Source organism: Saprospira grandis DSM 2844, from assembly GCF_000275825.1.
GTDB lineage: Bacteria > Bacteroidota > Bacteroidia > Chitinophagales > Saprospiraceae > Saprospira > Saprospira grandis_A.
The window spans coordinates 1,690,993-1,705,472 of the sequence record NZ_JH719942.1 but is presented as its reverse complement, the minus strand read 5'-3'; the positions used below and the strand labels follow the sequence as shown (position 1 = coordinate 1,705,472).

Here is a 14,480-nt window from a genome sequence, read left to right as displayed (position 1 = left end):
AATGGTTGTGGAGACAAATAAATTTCAAAAGGATTTGGAAATCTGAGAGATAGACCCCATATTTGTGTATACAAAGTTCTATATATGGTCCCTTAAACAACAGCAAATCTGTTGTTTAAAAGTTGGACTTTTACTTATCCAGAAAGGTGGAGGGATTAGGCCCAAAGAAACCTTAGCAACCTGCTCTTAGAGGCAAGGTGCTACTTCCTACTGAAGCCGAAAGGCGGAGGGGCAGATAAGCGAAGCTGTTTAAATGAAGCATCGAAAGATGACGAAATATAAAAAGCTCGAAGGTATTTGCCTTTGAGCTTTTATCGTTTTAGGACGATATCTTAATGATTTATGTTGTTTAGTTGTTTGTTAGCTGTGACTCTCTGTGCCCTTGGGCGCAGGGAGTTTTTTTTTAGGCCTCTATCTAGAGTTCGGCCAAAAACTTAATCATTTTTTAATGAGAACTCATTATATTAAGCGGGCCAAATTAAACCGCTATGAATTCTAGCTGTTTAGCTAGGCAAATCATCACCAAATTCTAATCAAATTTATTATGGCTACGACAACTAGCAAAAAAGTACTGGGCGGCGGAGAATTTCTCCTCGAACAAATCAGTTACGACAACATTTTTACCAAAGAAGAACGCACAGAGGAACAGAATATGGTCCTCAATATGCTACAAGATTTTATTGATAAGGAAGTAGCTCCCAATACGGCCAAAATTGAGAAACTAGATATCGAACTCACCAAAGAATTGCTCAAAAAAGCAGGTGATTTGGGCCTTCTAGGGACCTCTTTCCCCGAGGAGTACGGCGGGTTTATGCAAGATTTTTCTACCAATATGACCATTACCGAATATCTGGCGCATACTCGCTCTTTTTCGCTTTCTGTGGGCGCTCATACGGGTATCGGTATGCTCCCCATTCTTTATTTTGGAAATGAAGAGCAGAAAAGCAAGTACTTGCCTAGCCTAGTTGCTGGCGATAAGTTTGCCGCTTACTGCCTAACCGAGCCCGATTCTGGCTCTGATGCCTTGGCCGCAAAAACTAAGGCGGTTCTCAATGAAGCCGGCACGCATTATATCCTCAACGGACAAAAAATGTGGATTACCAACGCGGGTTTTGCCGATGTCTTTGTCGTTTTTGCTAAAATTGATGGCGAAAAGTTCACGGGCTTTATCGTAGAAAAAGATTGGGCGGGCCTTAGCTTGGGCGCCGAGGAAATGAAACTCGGTATCAAGGGCTCTTCTACTCGTCAGGTGTTTTTTGAAAACGTAGAGGTGCCTGTAGAAAACGTTTTGGGCCAAATCGGAAAAGGCCACAAAATTGCCTTTAATATCCTCAATATTGGCCGTATTAAACTAGCCGCCGGCGTTTTGGGCGCTTCTAAGTCTGTAGTAAAGCATGCTGTAGGTTATGCCAACGAACGCAAGCAGTTTGGCCAATCTATCGGTAATTTTGGCGCCATTAAGCACAAATTGGGCGAGCAAGCTACCCGCATTTGGGTAACTGAAGCCGCCGTGCATCGTGCAAGCAAAGCTATCGATCATGTAGAACATCAACTCCAAGCAGAGGGTAAAACCTTAGGCGAATCGCTACTAGGCGCCGCCGAGGAATACGCTATCGAATGTGCTATCCTCAAGGTCCGTGGCTCTGAATGCCTAGATTATGTGGTGGATGAAGGCCTACAAATTTATGGCGGTATGGGCTACTCTGAAGAGGCCCCCATGGCTAGCGCTTATCGCGATTCTCGAATTAACCGAATCTTTGAGGGAACCAACGAAATCAACCGCATGCTTTCGGTAGATATGCTCCTCAAAAAGGCCATGAAAGGCCAAATTGATATGATGACGCCCGCTATGGCGATCCAAAAAGAGTTGATGTCTTTTTCTTTGCAAAAAGCCGCTCCCGAAGGATTGCTAGCCGCCGAATTACTACAGGTCCAAAATCTTAAAAAATGTTTCTTGGCCGTCTCTGGAATGACCGCTCAAGAACTCATGATGGGCCTCAAGGATGAGCAAGAAATCCTAATGAATATGGCCGATGTGATGGCCGAAATCTACTTGGCCGAATCTGCCATTTTGCGCGCGCAAAAATTGGCTAGCCTCCGTGGAGAAGAAGCCGTGGCCGACCAAATTGCCATGAGCCGCATTTATCTCAATGATGCTACTGAGCGCATCGCTTTCTCTGCCCGCCAAGCGGTGGCCTCTTGGGCCGATGGCGACAAAAAGAAGACCCTGATGCTCGCTATCAAACGCTATTGTAAGCAAGAGTTTATCAATACCAAAGCGCTCCGCCGCCAAATTGCAGATAGCCTACTTGCCGCCAATGACTACTGCTACCAAGACTAGTTTTTAGCGCCTATATAAAAGCGAAAGAGCAAGATGACCTTAGGGAAATCTTGCTCTTTTTTTATGCTTTTTTGGGGCCTCCCGCCTGCGGCGGGCGCTACGTTTCAGGGCTCGCAGGTCTGCTCGGCCCTTCGCAAAATTTCGCTGCGCTCATTTTGCTTGGTCTGGCCTTCGGCCACCCTTTCACATCGCTAGGCCACTCCCTTCGGTCGTTCTGAACCCAAAAGTTAGTCTTCCTCTTCTTCATTCAAAACAATCTTAATGGCCTCCCAAATGAGGTGGGACTCATAGCCCCTGTATTGGGCATATTGGGCCAGTTTTTTAGAGCGGCTATAATAATCGCCCTTATGGAGCAGGCGGTTTTTCTTGCGCAATAGCTGTAGTAATTTGGGAAAATACTCCTCTTCGGGCAGCTCATTTTTGAGGGCCTTACGGATACAATAAGCCGAAACATTTTTGGCCTTGAGCTCTCTTTGGATGCGTAGGCGGCCCCAGCTTTTTACCCTAAACTTGCCCCCGGCAAAGGCATGGGCAAAACGCTCTTCATTGAGGAAATTATCTTCGATGAGGTCCGCCACAATTTCGTCTAGACGCTCACCATAGACGCCTAGGTCCATTAACTTTTTACGGACCTCTTGGTGGCAGCGTTCCTGATAGGCGCAAAAGCTTTGCAATTTGGCCAAGGCGGCCTCATAACTGATATAAGGTGGTTTAGGCATAGATGGAAACTAAAAGACAGAAAAACGGCCCTATGGCCGTAGGCCAAACGGCCTAGCGATGTGCAGGGGGGCGGCGAAGCCGCAGACCCAGCGGGCAAAGCCCGCGCAGGGCCGAGCAGAGCTGCGAGCCCCGAAACGTAGCGCCGCAGCTTTGCTGCGGAGGCCCCAAAAAATGGACATCTAATGAATTTCCTCCTTATGAGGAGAAATATGCAGCAGGCGCTTAATCATGGGAAAGCTGATGAAGATGGCTACAAAAAGGACCACAAAGGTGAGGTATTGCAGGCTGGGAAAATTGACTTGGAAGATAAAAAAATCGTAGAGGCCATGGACCAAAGCCGCCAAGCCGAGGCCCTTGAGTAAGAAAAGGCTTTCTTTGCCCTTATGCAAGTGAAATTTGCCGAGGCCCACAAAATAGCCCATAATCACGGCAAAGGCCGCATGAGCGGGAACAGCCGTAAACATGCGCAGAAAAGCCACTTCATAGCCCCCTTGGGCCACATAAAGCACATTTTCGAGAGTGGCAAAGCCCATACTGACCATAACAGAATAAACAATGCCGTCCATGGGCTCGTCAAATTCTTTTTTGGGATAAATATAATAGCGGAGGAAAAGAAACTTGCAAAACTCCTCGCTAAAGCCCACCACCCCAACGGCAAAGGCAAAAGTTTTGAGAAAATTCTCATCGGCGATAATGCCCATATTTTGGCCCATCGTTTCGAGAAAAACGGCAGGCACCGTACTGAGCATCCCAAAGAGAAAGCAGAAAAAGAGGAGATGTTTGGGTTCTGGTTCGTGCTTATCGCGCCGCCAGATATAATAGCAAATAGCCAAGCCCGGCAAGACCGAGAGGGCCAAGAGATAATAATCCATGCAAAAAAGTTTGGAAACGACTAAAGTTCAATAAATGGGGGAGGGCCTTTTTCTGTTCTTCTTTTATAATGCCGATGGGCGCGAATCATGAAGGCGCCCAAGAGTAGGGAAATGGCCAAGGTGATCTCGGTAAATATAGTTAAAACTTTAGATAATTTCTGAAAAATGAAGAAGTCGTATAGGCCATGCAGAATAATGGGAAAAAGCAGGGCGAGCAATAAAAAAAGGACCTCTCTTTTGGCTTGGAAGCGGGCTAGGCCCATAAAGTAGCCCATTACGATCCCGAAGGCGGCATGAGCGGGCAGGGCGGTAAACATACGGCGATAGGCTAGAGAATAGGCCTGTTCCAGATCATCTAGGCGGATGACCAGATAGAGAAAATTTTCGGCAGCGGCAAAGCCCAAACCGATGCAGCCAGCGTACACAATACCATCGAGGGGGACGGCAAACTCTTTTTTGGGGTAGAGATAATAGCGCAAGAAAATATACTTTAGGGTTTCTTCGCTAAAGGCCACAATAAGAAAAGAAAAAGTAAAGCTGGTCCAGAGATCTCCCTGCAACAGCATGCCCAAATCATAAATGCCAAACTCCTCCATTTTGATGGCGGGGTAGGTACTGATCACGCCAAAAAGGCTAGCAATAAGCATAAGAGAGACCGGGGGCGGAGCCTTATAGCTGAGCCCATAGAGCAAAAAAATCAGGAGGAGGCTAGGCAAAATGGCTAGGCTCGAGAGTAAAAGGAGGTCTAGCATCTTGCTAGTGTTCGGCTAAAGCGAGCTGAATTTTTTGGGCCAAATTGGCAAATTCCTCTTGGCTGAGCTGCACTCTTTCTTTAGTAAAATTGATAGAGCCAAGGTCTTGTAGCGGAATCAGGTGGATATGCACATGAGGGACCTCTAGGCCAACCACCGCCATACCAATGCGCTTGCAAGGGACCACCTTTTCCATGGCCAAGGCCACTTTTTTGGCAAAGAGATGTAGCTGGGCCAGCTCCTCATCTTCCAAATCAAAAATATAATCTACCTCTTTTTTGGGAATCACTAGGGCATGCCCTTTTTCTACAGGAGAGATATCGAGAAAAGCCAAAAAATTGGCTGTTTCGGCTAATTTGTAGGCCGGAATTTCGCCAGCGATAATTTTGCTGAAAATACTAGGCATAATGCTATTTTTTAAGGTCCAGAAAGGTACTGCTTTTTAAGGAAATGGAAGAACTTGAGAGCCAGTCTTGTCATTAGTTTAAAAAAGACTACCTTTAGATAAGCCCCATCCCATATATCCCTAAGTTTATTTTTCATAGTGACCTATTCCCCCACTTCTACTCCCTATGAAAACCAACACTATTAGAATATTGCTTTTATGGGACATCTTTATAGGCTATTATTTCTTAACATTACTTTTTTTACTGCTTCAATTTCGCTCAATGCCCAAGATCAGTATTATCAAAATGCATTACAGCTTGTAGCTAGGCAAACAGAAGCAGCCGAACAGGCCGAACTGCCTTTGGCAGAAGTGGCTGAATTGGCCATATCTTTAGAAACCCTTAGTCAATCGGGGCATGAAGCCTTTTTGTTTATCAACGAGCTAAATATTCGAGCACAGCAGACGGCCAACTGCTATAGTTTTAGCCTGTATGTAGACCCTAGCCTGCCTGACTTGCAGGAGCTCAGAAATAGCAACAATTTGCAAAGAGGGCCACTGCGCCTTTTATTAGATACCTATGAACTAAGTATTAAGTCGTGGACAGAAGAAGAGGGACTGCTACAGTTGAACCTAGAAAGCCCTCGACCCAAAAATATAGCCTATATTGCCCGCAAGTTTTCTGAACAAAAAAATGTCTTTTTGGTCGAAATTCCTAGCCTAGGCCAAAAAGGCCCCGATATCTATAGCAAAAAAATATATGGAGGCTGGCTGATTTCTTATGTTTATCCCTACTATGATGAACAAGGCCAAGAAAATACCGTAGAATGGCAGTTTGGCTGCAACGGACATGGAGAATGGAGCTATTTGGGGCAGTATGGAGCTCTGCCCAAAAACTTTGAGCAGGAAGCTCAGATTATTGCTCCCAATAATAACTAAAGAAACCTTTAAGGCGGCCCCAAAGGCGGCCTTTTTTTTGCTGAAGGCCACAAAAGTCTAAACAAATTTGTACTTTTGAATGATTTTTAGCTAGCCAAAATAAGCCCAACCCCTTTGCTCGGGCTAGTCGCTTTTAGGCTTGAAAAAGCCCCTTCTTTGCCGCTCTACAGAGCTGTTGGCTAGCAAAAAAAATAGCTGCTCCTCCTGGCAACTTAGCCCCTAAGCTCTTGCCTGCAAAAGAAGTAGCTCATCTTTCTCAACAATAAAGAGGGCCCCGCCCTCTAGCTATATATATATTTATGGGATGTTCGAATTGTTCCAGTACTGCCGGTTGTAGCAGTACTGGTTGTGGAGATAACGGAAACTGTAACAGCGGAGGCTGTAATAAACTCAATACCTTTGATTGGCTCGCAAATATGGAAATGCCCGATATGGCCCAACTAGATGTGGTCGAGCTCTCGTTCAAAGATAATATGCGAAAGGCCTTTTATCGCCTGCCGCCCTATCTGCAAATCCATACCGGCGACCAAGTAGCCGTAGAAAGCAAGTCTGGCGGCTACGATATTGGCCGAGTTAGCCTAATGGGCGAATTGGTCCGCCTGCAAATGAAAAAGAAAAGGGTGAAACCTAACGCTATTCTCCCTAATATACTCCGTACCGCCAATGAAAGAGACTTGGAACGCCTAGCCGAAGCTAGAGCCGCCGAACAAGAAACAATGGTCCGAGCCAGAGTCCTAGCCCGAGAACTTCAACTCGATATGAAAATTGGCGCCGTAGAGTATCAAGGAGACCGCCGAAAAGCTACTTTCTATTATACCGCCGATGGCCGAGTGGATTTTCGCGAACTCATCCGCATCTTCGCCCGAGAGTTCCGCGTGAAAATCGAAATGCGCCAAATCGGCGCCCGACAAGAGTCTGCCCTAATCGGTGGCCTAGGCCCCTGTGGCCGAGAACTCTGCTGCTCCACCTGGCTGACCGATTTTAAATCCGTCTCCACAACCGCCGCCCGCTACCAAAATTTAGCCATCAATCAGTCTAAACTCTCCGGACAATGTGGCCGCCTCAAATGTTGCCTCAATTTTGAGCTCAATACTTATCTCGATGCACTCAAAACCTTCCCCAAACATATTCACCGCCTAGAAACAGAAAAAGGAAGCGCCCAACTCCTTAAAACCGATATCTTTAAACGGATTATGTACTTTGCCTACCAAAAAGAATTTGGGGGCATGGAGGTCTTCCCGCTCTCTGTAGAACGTGTGCAGGAAATTGCCGCCCAAAATAAAAAAGGCCAAAAACCTTATCACCTCTCCGAGTTTATTATAGATAATAAAACAAGCCACCACCTAAATAAAGAAACAGGGCCCGACGATTTTGTCGATGGCTCCGGTAGCCTAGAACTTAGCGAACTCAAAGAGGATAAAAAAAGAAATAACCGCAAACGAAAACGGAAACGGAAACCCAAAAATCCAACAAAACAAGGCCCTAAAGGCCCTCAACCAACAGAAAATAAAACGAAGCCTAGCCGCCCCAAAAGCAATCGTAAAAAACGACCACGAAACTCGCAAAATAATAAAGCGAAGCATGATGCTAATAAAAAATAAATGGCTCCCTTTTATGTTGTTGCCACTCCTGACCCTATTGACTAGCTGCCAAGATTATCTCTATGAAGAAGAACAAGCTATCCCTCAAGCTATCTGGACCTATGCCGATGCCCTGCAGTTTACACTACCCATTTCAGATACTACAGTAGCCTATAATCTCTACCTAGAGATTAAACATAAACAAGGCTATGAGTTCGAAAATGTCTATAGCCTCCTAAAAGTCGAAATGCCCGACGGAGAACTCAATGAACGACAGGTCTCTCTAGAACTCGCTAGCCCAAAAGGTAAATGGGAGGGCAAATGCCAAGGCGAGTTCTGCCAACGACGCCTTATCTTTATGCCCAATATTAAGTTTAACCAATTGGGCAACTATAAAATTGAGTTCCAACAGTATAGCCGCCAAGATTCTCTAAACGGTATCGCTAGCCTGAAACTCCTTCTAGAAACCGCAAAAGCTGATCCCGAATCCTAAATTATGATGCGCCAATTCGCTACCGCTTTTTTTGCCCTTAGCCTGCTTTGGGCCTGTAAAAATGATACCCCAAAACCTCAACCAACTCCTCCAACCGAAGCCGAGGAAAAACTGGCCAAAGCACCCAGCTTTATCGCCGATTCTGCCTACGCTTTCGTTAAAACTCAACTGGCCTTTGGACCCCGAGTTCCCGAAACCCAAGGACATGAAGATTGCGCCAATTGGCTCCTCCAAAAGTTTGAATCCTACGGCACTAAAGCCCATATCCAAACCGCCGAAATGAATAATGGCCAAGGCAAAACTTATCCCATCAAAAATATTGTGGCCCAAATTAATCCCCAAGCCAAAACTCGTATCCTGCTCGCCGCTCACTGGGATACCCGTGCAGTAGCCGACCGCGATAACGAACGCCAATCAGAACCTATCCCCGGCGCAGATGATGGCGCTAGCGGCGTAGCCGTTTTAATCGAAATTAGCCGCCAAATCCAAAAACAACAACTCCAAAATGTAGGTGTAGATATCGTCCTTTTTGATGTGGAAGACCAAGGCCTCTCCGGCGATGCCTATGACCGCAGCTCTTGGTGCCTAGGCGCCCAACACTGGAGCCGAAACCCACATAGCCCCAACTATAAAGCAAAGTTTGGTATCCTTCTCGATATGGTCGGCGCCCGCGCAGCCCGCTTCCCCAAAGAAGGGGTCTCGCTCAAACATGCCGCCTTTTATGTGGATGAGGTCTGGCAAATAGCCTGGAAGTTAGGCTATAACGACTTTTTTGTAGACGAAACTCACGGCCAATTGGTCGATGACCACCTTTTTGTAAACGAAATTCGCAAAATCCCGATGCTCGATATTATCAATTTACCCAAGGGCAGCCCCACGGGCTTCGGCCCCTATTGGCATACCCACCAAGATGATATCGATATCATTAGCCCTACTACCCTCAAAGCAGTGGGCCAAACAGTTTTGCAAGTAATTTATCAATACGAACAAAGAGGCCAGTAATTAAGGAAATTTGGGGCCTCAGCTGCGCTGCGCTTGCTGCGCTACGCTTTGGGGCTCGCAGGTCTGCTCGGCCCTGCGCGGGCTTCGCCCGCTGGGTCTGGCCCTTCGGGCCACCCCGCCGCATCGCTAGGCCAGTCGCTTCGCTCCTCTGCGGCGGCTTCGCCGCCTGCTATACGCAAAACGGGCTGGTCCCCAAAAAAAAAGGACCAGCCCGCCTAATGTCTATACCCTATGGATTTTAACGTTTTTTCCGATGAGTTTTTTATGCGCCAAGCCCTCTTAGAGGCCCAAAAAGCCTTTGAACTAGATGAGGTGCCCGTCGGCGCTGTTCTAGTAACCCAAAATCAGATTTTGGCCCGAGCACATAACCGCACCGAAGCCCTAACCGATATTAGCGCCCATGCCGAAATTTTGGCCATTACCGCAGCAGCCCAAGCCCTAGATAGTAAGTATTTGCCCAAAGCTACGCTTTATGTTACCCTAGAACCCTGCCTGATGTGCGCCGGCGCTTTGGCTTGGGCCCAAATTGGCCGAGTTGTCTATGCCGCCGCCGACCCCAAAAGAGGATTTCTAGCCCTCGCCCCAAAAGCCCTACACCCCAAAACCAAATTGGAACAAGGACCACTAGCCGAAGAGGCCCAAGCCCTACTCCAAAGCTTTTTTAAACGCAAACGCTAGCTTATAAAGCAAAAAACACCCTTTAGGGTCCAGCTGGCCTAGCGATGTGCAGGGGGGGGCGAAGGCCAGACCAAAGCGCGGAGCGCTGAAGGGCCGAGCGAATAGCGAGCCCCGAAACGTAGCGCCGCAAGCGTAGCGCAGCGGAGGCCCCAAAAAATAAAAAAGAAGATGAATAGCAGCGCAAAATTAGAATACGAAAAAGGCCAAATTGCCCTAAATGCTAACCAACCTTTGGCCGCTTTAAGGGCCTTTTGGACCGCCTATAAACTAGACCCACAGCCTGAATTTATCTATGATGCCGCCTATGCACTGCTTTTACTCAAACGCTACCGCTGGGCGCAGCAAACTTATGCCTTTTTAGGCGATTTTCGGGCCGCAGTGCAGGCCAGCTGGGCCATTGAAGGAGAGCTGTCGGGCCGCTTTCCTAAAGGCTTTTATCGGGCGCTCATCCAAAGCCGAAACCTGCCCAAAGAAAAGGCCCTGCAAGCCCTAACCCTCATGCGGCAACATGCCGTAGCTTATGCGCCCGCCTATTTGGAGGCTTGCCGTTATTTAGATCAGCAGCCCAGCCAGGCCTATCAGTTGGCTTTGGCCGGTTTGGAGCAGGCCGAAGACCATTATACCTTTGGGGGCTTAAAGCTGCAAGCCGCCCTTTATCGCTATTATCGGGGCCAAAAAGAGGCGGCCCGAGAGCTCCTTTTAGAATTAGAGTATTCGGGCCGCCTCTGTGAAGAAATTCGGCAAATGATTATTAAAATGCAGACTACTGACGAATAATAGTAATGGGGCCTTTAAAAACGCCCCAGCCCTCGCCTAGGTCCAGAATATAATAGTAGGTGCCCGCAGGAAGAGGGCCATTGGCAAACTCTCCCTGCCAGTTGTTGTTGTAAAAATCGGCCCGATAGACCAGGTCTCCCCAGCGGTTGAGAATGCGCAACTTGTTTTTGGGGAAAAGCTGTATGTTTTGAATCACCCAAAAATCATTTTGGCCGTCATTGTTGGGCGTAATCACATTGGGAATAAAGAGAATGTCTTCTACTCTAGGACGCAGTTCTACATAAAAAGAATCTAGGCTGCTGCAACCCTCCATACTCTCGCCTAAAAGCCGAATATATCCGCTGCTGCTCGGTTGGGCAATTGTTTGTGGACAGATGTCACAGTCTATGTCTAGACTAGGGCTCCAATTGTAGAAGTCGGCCCCATTGGCGGCTAAGGGAATGCTGCTGCCCTCTACAATCAGGGTGTCATTATTGAGCTGGAGCTGAGGGGCGGCAAATACCTCAATTAATAGGCTATCGCTCCAGCGGCCACAGGCCGCATTTTGGCCCAAGAGCTGCAACTGATATTGGCCAGGAGAAAGTAGGGGGGAAAAGCTGGGGCTGGGGCTATTTCCCCAAACCTGCCCGTTAATATAGAGTTCGTAATCATTGTATAGGCCAAGGGTTTCGCTAAGGAGAATTTCGGCATTGTCGCAATAGGGGGCAGGGGCGGCTTCTAGTATTAGTTCGGGGCTCTTTTGGGCCAGAATAAAAAGGCTATCGCTCCAGTTGCTCAGCAAACTATCTAGGGTAAGGCTTTGGAGGCCCGCAAAGCTAGGGAGCTGATTCTGAAGCTCATCGAGATACTTCCAGCTGCTGCTCCATTGGGCCAGCTGTTCAAATTGGCCCTCTGTATTGGGGTCGCTATAAAAGCTAATTTGAAGGGGGCTGCTACCTTGCTCTCTGTTAATGGCATGGCTATAAAGTGGATTGAGCAGGCAGAGTTCTAGCTCTTTTTGCTGTCGGTCTAGGCCATATTGGCCTGCATCGCCGGCCCAATAACTGGCCCAAACTTGGCTACTATCATTAGCCTGAGGCTGAATTAACATTGGGCGAAAAAGACGAAGGCCATTATCCGTTCCACCCAGAGCAAAAAGATAGGGGGCCGGGCGGTCCATTTTGCGAATAAGTCCGCCAGGCCCAGAAGAAGAAATAAAGCCATATTGGCCATTTTGGCCTGTTTGCAAGGCATTGGGCTCCGCCGAAAGAATTTCGAGCCGTTGGCTATCTAGGGCCAATTTCCACTCATTTAAGCGGAGCTGGCCTGTCACAAAACTAGCTTGGGTACTAGCGGTTTTATGGTCACTGCCCGCCAAGACCAAATAATGAAATCGGCTAGGGAAATTTCCTCGAATGGCCTGCTGGCCTCCATCCAAAAAGAGCCAGCCCTCGTTAATAGAACTGAAGCCTTGGTTGCTGGGGTGATTTTGGATAAAGTCGCCGCGAAGGTGTATCGTATCGCTATTGTCAATCGCTCCAGCATTTTCAAGATCGCCCTGAACGCTGAGCATAGCCCCCGACTTAATAGAAATCAAGGCCCCTTGATTATGCAATTGTGCCGCTAAGGAGCTAGAAAAAAGCAGGCAGAAAAATAGGGCCTTGAGGATTGGCTTAGAAAACATAATAGGCATATAATTGAATGCTAAACCAGCCTTTGTGCCTAAAAAATACTGTCACTTAGGCCATTTAGCAAGATATAATTATTTATCTTTGGAAGAATAGCCTATCAATAAAGGGATTAACTAACTATAATACAAATTTTTATGAAAATAAAAGCACTAATCGGAGCTGCCCTATTGGGTTGGTCAAGCCTTAGTCTTCAGGCCCAGCAGCTAAACGCAGATTGTGGTGTCAGTTTTGCCGATGGTCAGCTTATTAAGCAACGTCTAATGGAAAACCGCCGCTTGGTGGATCCTGCAGAAATAGCTGCTTTTCAGCAGAGCCGAAATATTAAATATATCCCTGTTAAGTTTCATATAGTAGGCGATGCCAATGGCGAGAATACAGTATCTTTGAGCAATGTATTTGCTATGCTCTGCGATATGAATAATGACTACCGCTCGCAGGACGTACAGTTTTATATGCAGGGCGTGAGCAATTCGGTCAATTACTTTAATAATAATACAGTCTATAATGATGGGGGCGGTTTTGGCTCGCAAAACATCATGTTTAATAATAAATCGGCTGGAGCAGTTAATATCTTTATGAGTGCTTCGGTGAACAACCAAGTCGCTTCTTACTATACGCCTGCTGGCGACTTTATCTTTGTTCTTAACCAAATGGCCAATGGAACCTCTAGCACAGGAACACATGAGGTGGGCCACTTCTTTACCCTCAACCATACCTTTTATGGTTGGGAGGGTGCCGATGTAACGATTTATGAGCCAGGCAATGCCCCTAACTTGATTAACGGTTCGTCAGTAGAGCGAGAAGCTCGTACGGGCGGTAGTGCCAACTGTAGCTCTGCAGCGGATGGTTTTTGCGATACGCCGGCAGACTATGTGTCTTTCCGCGATAATTGTCCCTATACTGGGGGCGTAAAAGATCCTTTGGGGGTGGCTGTAGACCCAATGGAGTCTAACTTTATGTCTTATTATGCCGATGCTTGTGTCGATTCATTTACGGCGGAGCAAAAGTCGGCCATGGCGGCTGATATTTTGAGTCGTTGGAACTCTTTTTCTGCGCCTACGCCCAATGCGGTAGTTTCTGGTGCGGGCATTTCGGCGGTGGCACCTAGCAATGGCGGAAGTGTAGAGTTGAATGGCGACATCACTTTAGAATGGACCGCAGTGAGCAATGCTACGGCCTATTATATTAACATTGAGCGTACTTTTGGGGGAATCCCCATTGAGACGGTTACTGAGAAGATTGTTTATGGAACAACCTCAACGACTATCCCGCAGGCTGATTTGGGTTTCCCTCGTCAGTATAGCTGGACCGTTCGTCCGCTCAATCAGTTGAATACTTGTGGCGCTACTTCTCCTGCACAGAGCTTTAGCACAACGGCGCCTACTTCTTCTGTCATTGGCGAGGAGTTTAGCAGTATGTCTGAAATGCGCTTGATGCAAAACCCTTTGGCGGGGTCTACGGCAGAATTGCTCATCAATTTGCCTAAAGATTTGGTGGCGAGCTTGCAGGTCTTTAGTCTAGATGGCCGCAAAGTAGCGGGCCTAGATAAGATTCAGTTTTTTGCTGGCGACAATGCGCAGCTGCTAGAAGTTGGGCAGTTGAGCAATGGGGTGTATATGGTGGTCTTGAACACGCCCTATGGCAATTTGCAACAGAAATTGGTGATTCAGCGCTAATTTGCTTATATAGAGCTTGTTTAAATTTTTTAGTCAGCAGCTAGACTAAGGCGTGTAAATAGGCTGCAAAGCGCTTATTATTGTTGATTACGACAAAAACAAAAAAAGGCTTTGCAACATGGTTGTGAATTTATCAAAAGAATTTATTACGGAAAAAATATTAGCATTTTTTCCCGAAAAAAAATTGGCTCGAAAAACCAAAGCGCCTCTGTGGCAAATTGTTAAAGCGATAATTTATAGGCTTAAAACAGGTTGTCAGTGGAGAGAATTACCGATACAATCTTTTTTTGACGAAGTTCTAATTTGCTGGCAAACAGTATATTACTACTTCAATAGCTGGTCCGAGTCTGGTATTTGGCAAAAAGTGTGGATCCAATTTCTAGCCCATGAAAAATCTTGTTTAGATTTATCTAGTATACAGCTTGACGGAAGTCATACCCCAGCGAAAAGAGGGGGCGAAGCTGTGGGTTATCAGGGCCGAAAAAAGTCCAAAACCACAAATGCTCTCTTTCTCACAGATAAAAATGGGCTGCCAATCGCTATGTCTCCGCCTTTTGCGGGAAACCATAATGATTTGTTTGAAATCGAGAGTCAT

14 protein-coding genes and 1 riboswitch are annotated in these 14,480 nt (G+C 46.9%); of the genes, 9 read left to right on the top strand and 5 right to left on the bottom strand.

Translation table 11 applies throughout. From position 1 onward, the window contains the following. Window positions 1-131 precede the first annotated feature (131 nt). A riboswitch (SAM riboswitch) is annotated at window positions 132-242 on the top strand. Between the two features lie 302 nt (window positions 243-544). Next, complete coding sequence (locus SAPGRDRAFT_RS07730; RefSeq protein ID WP_002658491.1) at window positions 545-2,341, top strand: acyl-CoA dehydrogenase family protein; 1,797 nt, start codon at window positions 545-547, stop codon at window positions 2,339-2,341. Between the two features lie 227 nt (window positions 2,342-2,568). Here SAPGRDRAFT_RS07730 and SAPGRDRAFT_RS07725 read toward each other — a convergent pair whose 3' ends face one another. From SAPGRDRAFT_RS07725 to SAPGRDRAFT_RS07710, 4 genes are all read right to left on the bottom strand, one after another. Next, window positions 2,569-3,060 carry a regulatory protein RecX gene (locus tag SAPGRDRAFT_RS07725; RefSeq protein ID WP_002658489.1) on the bottom strand — a complete coding sequence of 164 codons (492 nt, stop codon included), beginning with the start codon at window positions 3,058-3,060 and terminating at the stop codon, window positions 2,569-2,571. A 180-nt stretch (window positions 3,061-3,240) separates the two neighbouring features. Beyond that, window positions 3,241-3,933, bottom strand: coding sequence for a PrsW family intramembrane metalloprotease (locus SAPGRDRAFT_RS07720; protein ID WP_002658488.1), 693 nt, complete (start codon window positions 3,931-3,933; stop codon window positions 3,241-3,243). Between the two features lie 20 nt (window positions 3,934-3,953). Next, a complete protein-coding gene (locus SAPGRDRAFT_RS07715) occupies window positions 3,954-4,685 on the bottom strand; it encodes a PrsW family intramembrane metalloprotease (RefSeq protein WP_002658487.1) in 732 nt (243 codons plus the stop codon). A gap of 4 nt (window positions 4,686-4,689) precedes the next feature. Then, complete coding sequence (locus SAPGRDRAFT_RS07710; protein ID WP_002658485.1) at window positions 4,690-5,091, bottom strand: HIT family protein; 402 nt, start codon at window positions 5,089-5,091, stop codon at window positions 4,690-4,692. 198 nt (window positions 5,092-5,289) lie between these two features. Here SAPGRDRAFT_RS07710 and SAPGRDRAFT_RS07705 point away from each other — a divergent pair, with 198 nt between their 5' ends. The 6 genes from SAPGRDRAFT_RS07705 (at window position 5,290) to SAPGRDRAFT_RS07680 (ending at window position 10,539) form a co-directional block, all read left to right on the top strand. Beyond that, the gene (locus SAPGRDRAFT_RS07705) at window positions 5,290-6,009 is read left to right on the top strand and encodes a hypothetical protein (protein ID WP_002658484.1); all 720 of its coding nucleotides are present in this window, start codon (window positions 5,290-5,292) and stop codon (window positions 6,007-6,009) included. A gap of 299 nt (window positions 6,010-6,308) precedes the next feature. Continuing rightward, window positions 6,309-7,610: a PSP1 domain-containing protein gene (locus SAPGRDRAFT_RS07700; protein ID WP_002658482.1), complete on the top strand. Its 1,302-nt coding sequence runs from the start codon at window positions 6,309-6,311 to the stop codon at window positions 7,608-7,610. Then, the gene (locus SAPGRDRAFT_RS07695; RefSeq protein WP_037349952.1) at window positions 7,591-8,082 is read left to right on the top strand and encodes a gliding motility lipoprotein GldH; all 492 of its coding nucleotides are present in this window, start codon (window positions 7,591-7,593) and stop codon (window positions 8,080-8,082) included. Before SAPGRDRAFT_RS07700 ends, SAPGRDRAFT_RS07695 begins: the two co-directional genes overlap by 20 nt. Before the next feature lie 3 nt (window positions 8,083-8,085). Next, window positions 8,086-9,084 carry a M28 family peptidase gene (locus SAPGRDRAFT_RS07690; protein ID WP_051018615.1) on the top strand — a complete coding sequence of 333 codons (999 nt, stop codon included), beginning with the start codon at window positions 8,086-8,088 and terminating at the stop codon, window positions 9,082-9,084. A gap of 231 nt (window positions 9,085-9,315) precedes the next feature. Beyond that, window positions 9,316-9,762 (top strand): nucleoside deaminase, encoded by a 447-nt coding sequence (locus SAPGRDRAFT_RS07685; RefSeq protein WP_002658478.1) that lies wholly within the window; start codon window positions 9,316-9,318, stop codon window positions 9,760-9,762. Between the two features lie 168 nt (window positions 9,763-9,930). Next, window positions 9,931-10,539 carry a hypothetical protein gene (locus tag SAPGRDRAFT_RS07680; protein WP_002658477.1) on the top strand — a complete coding sequence of 203 codons (609 nt, stop codon included), beginning with the start codon at window positions 9,931-9,933 and terminating at the stop codon, window positions 10,537-10,539. Here the strand turns inward: SAPGRDRAFT_RS07680 and SAPGRDRAFT_RS07675 are convergent. After that, the gene (locus tag SAPGRDRAFT_RS07675; protein ID WP_002658476.1) at window positions 10,526-12,202 is read right to left on the bottom strand and encodes a gliding motility-associated C-terminal domain-containing protein; all 1,677 of its coding nucleotides are present in this window, start codon (window positions 12,200-12,202) and stop codon (window positions 10,526-10,528) included. The two genes, SAPGRDRAFT_RS07680 and SAPGRDRAFT_RS07675, sit on opposite strands and share 14 nt — an antisense overlap. A gap of 141 nt (window positions 12,203-12,343) precedes the next feature. On the opposite strand from SAPGRDRAFT_RS07675, the gene SAPGRDRAFT_RS07670 reads away from it, so the two are divergent. Together SAPGRDRAFT_RS07670 and SAPGRDRAFT_RS07665 are read left to right on the top strand one after the other, a co-directional pair. After that, window positions 12,344-13,885: a zinc-dependent metalloprotease gene (locus SAPGRDRAFT_RS07670; protein ID WP_002658475.1), complete on the top strand. Its 1,542-nt coding sequence runs from the start codon at window positions 12,344-12,346 to the stop codon at window positions 13,883-13,885. Between the two features lie 118 nt (window positions 13,886-14,003). Continuing rightward, the coding region (locus SAPGRDRAFT_RS07665) for a transposase (RefSeq protein WP_002658474.1) at window positions 14,004-14,480 on the top strand (477 nt) is incomplete at its 3' end.

Coding starts and splice junctions, on each gene's coding strand:
- SAPGRDRAFT_RS07730 (WP_002658491.1), top strand. CDS start 545: ATGGCTACGACAACTAGCAAAAAAGTACTGGGCGGCGGAGAATTTCTC.
- SAPGRDRAFT_RS07725 (WP_002658489.1), bottom strand. CDS start 3,060: ATGCCTAAACCACCTTATATCAGTTATGAGGCCGCCTTGGCCAAATTG.
- SAPGRDRAFT_RS07720 (WP_002658488.1), bottom strand. CDS start 3,933: ATGGATTATTATCTCTTGGCCCTCTCGGTCTTGCCGGGCTTGGCTATT.
- SAPGRDRAFT_RS07715 (WP_002658487.1), bottom strand. CDS start 4,685: ATGCTAGACCTCCTTTTACTCTCGAGCCTAGCCATTTTGCCTAGCCTC.
- SAPGRDRAFT_RS07710 (WP_002658485.1), bottom strand. CDS start 5,091: ATGCCTAGTATTTTCAGCAAAATTATCGCTGGCGAAATTCCGGCCTAC.
- SAPGRDRAFT_RS07705 (WP_002658484.1), top strand. CDS start 5,290: ATGGGACATCTTTATAGGCTATTATTTCTTAACATTACTTTTTTTACT.
- SAPGRDRAFT_RS07700 (WP_002658482.1), top strand. CDS start 6,309: ATGGGATGTTCGAATTGTTCCAGTACTGCCGGTTGTAGCAGTACTGGT.
- SAPGRDRAFT_RS07695 (WP_037349952.1), top strand. CDS start 7,591: ATGATGCTAATAAAAAATAAATGGCTCCCTTTTATGTTGTTGCCACTC.
- SAPGRDRAFT_RS07690 (WP_051018615.1), top strand. CDS start 8,086: ATGATGCGCCAATTCGCTACCGCTTTTTTTGCCCTTAGCCTGCTTTGG.
- SAPGRDRAFT_RS07685 (WP_002658478.1), top strand. CDS start 9,316: ATGGATTTTAACGTTTTTTCCGATGAGTTTTTTATGCGCCAAGCCCTC.
- SAPGRDRAFT_RS07680 (WP_002658477.1), top strand. CDS start 9,931: ATGAATAGCAGCGCAAAATTAGAATACGAAAAAGGCCAAATTGCCCTA.
- SAPGRDRAFT_RS07675 (WP_002658476.1), bottom strand. CDS start 12,202: ATGTTTTCTAAGCCAATCCTCAAGGCCCTATTTTTCTGCCTGCTTTTT.
- SAPGRDRAFT_RS07670 (WP_002658475.1), top strand. CDS start 12,344: ATGAAAATAAAAGCACTAATCGGAGCTGCCCTATTGGGTTGGTCAAGC.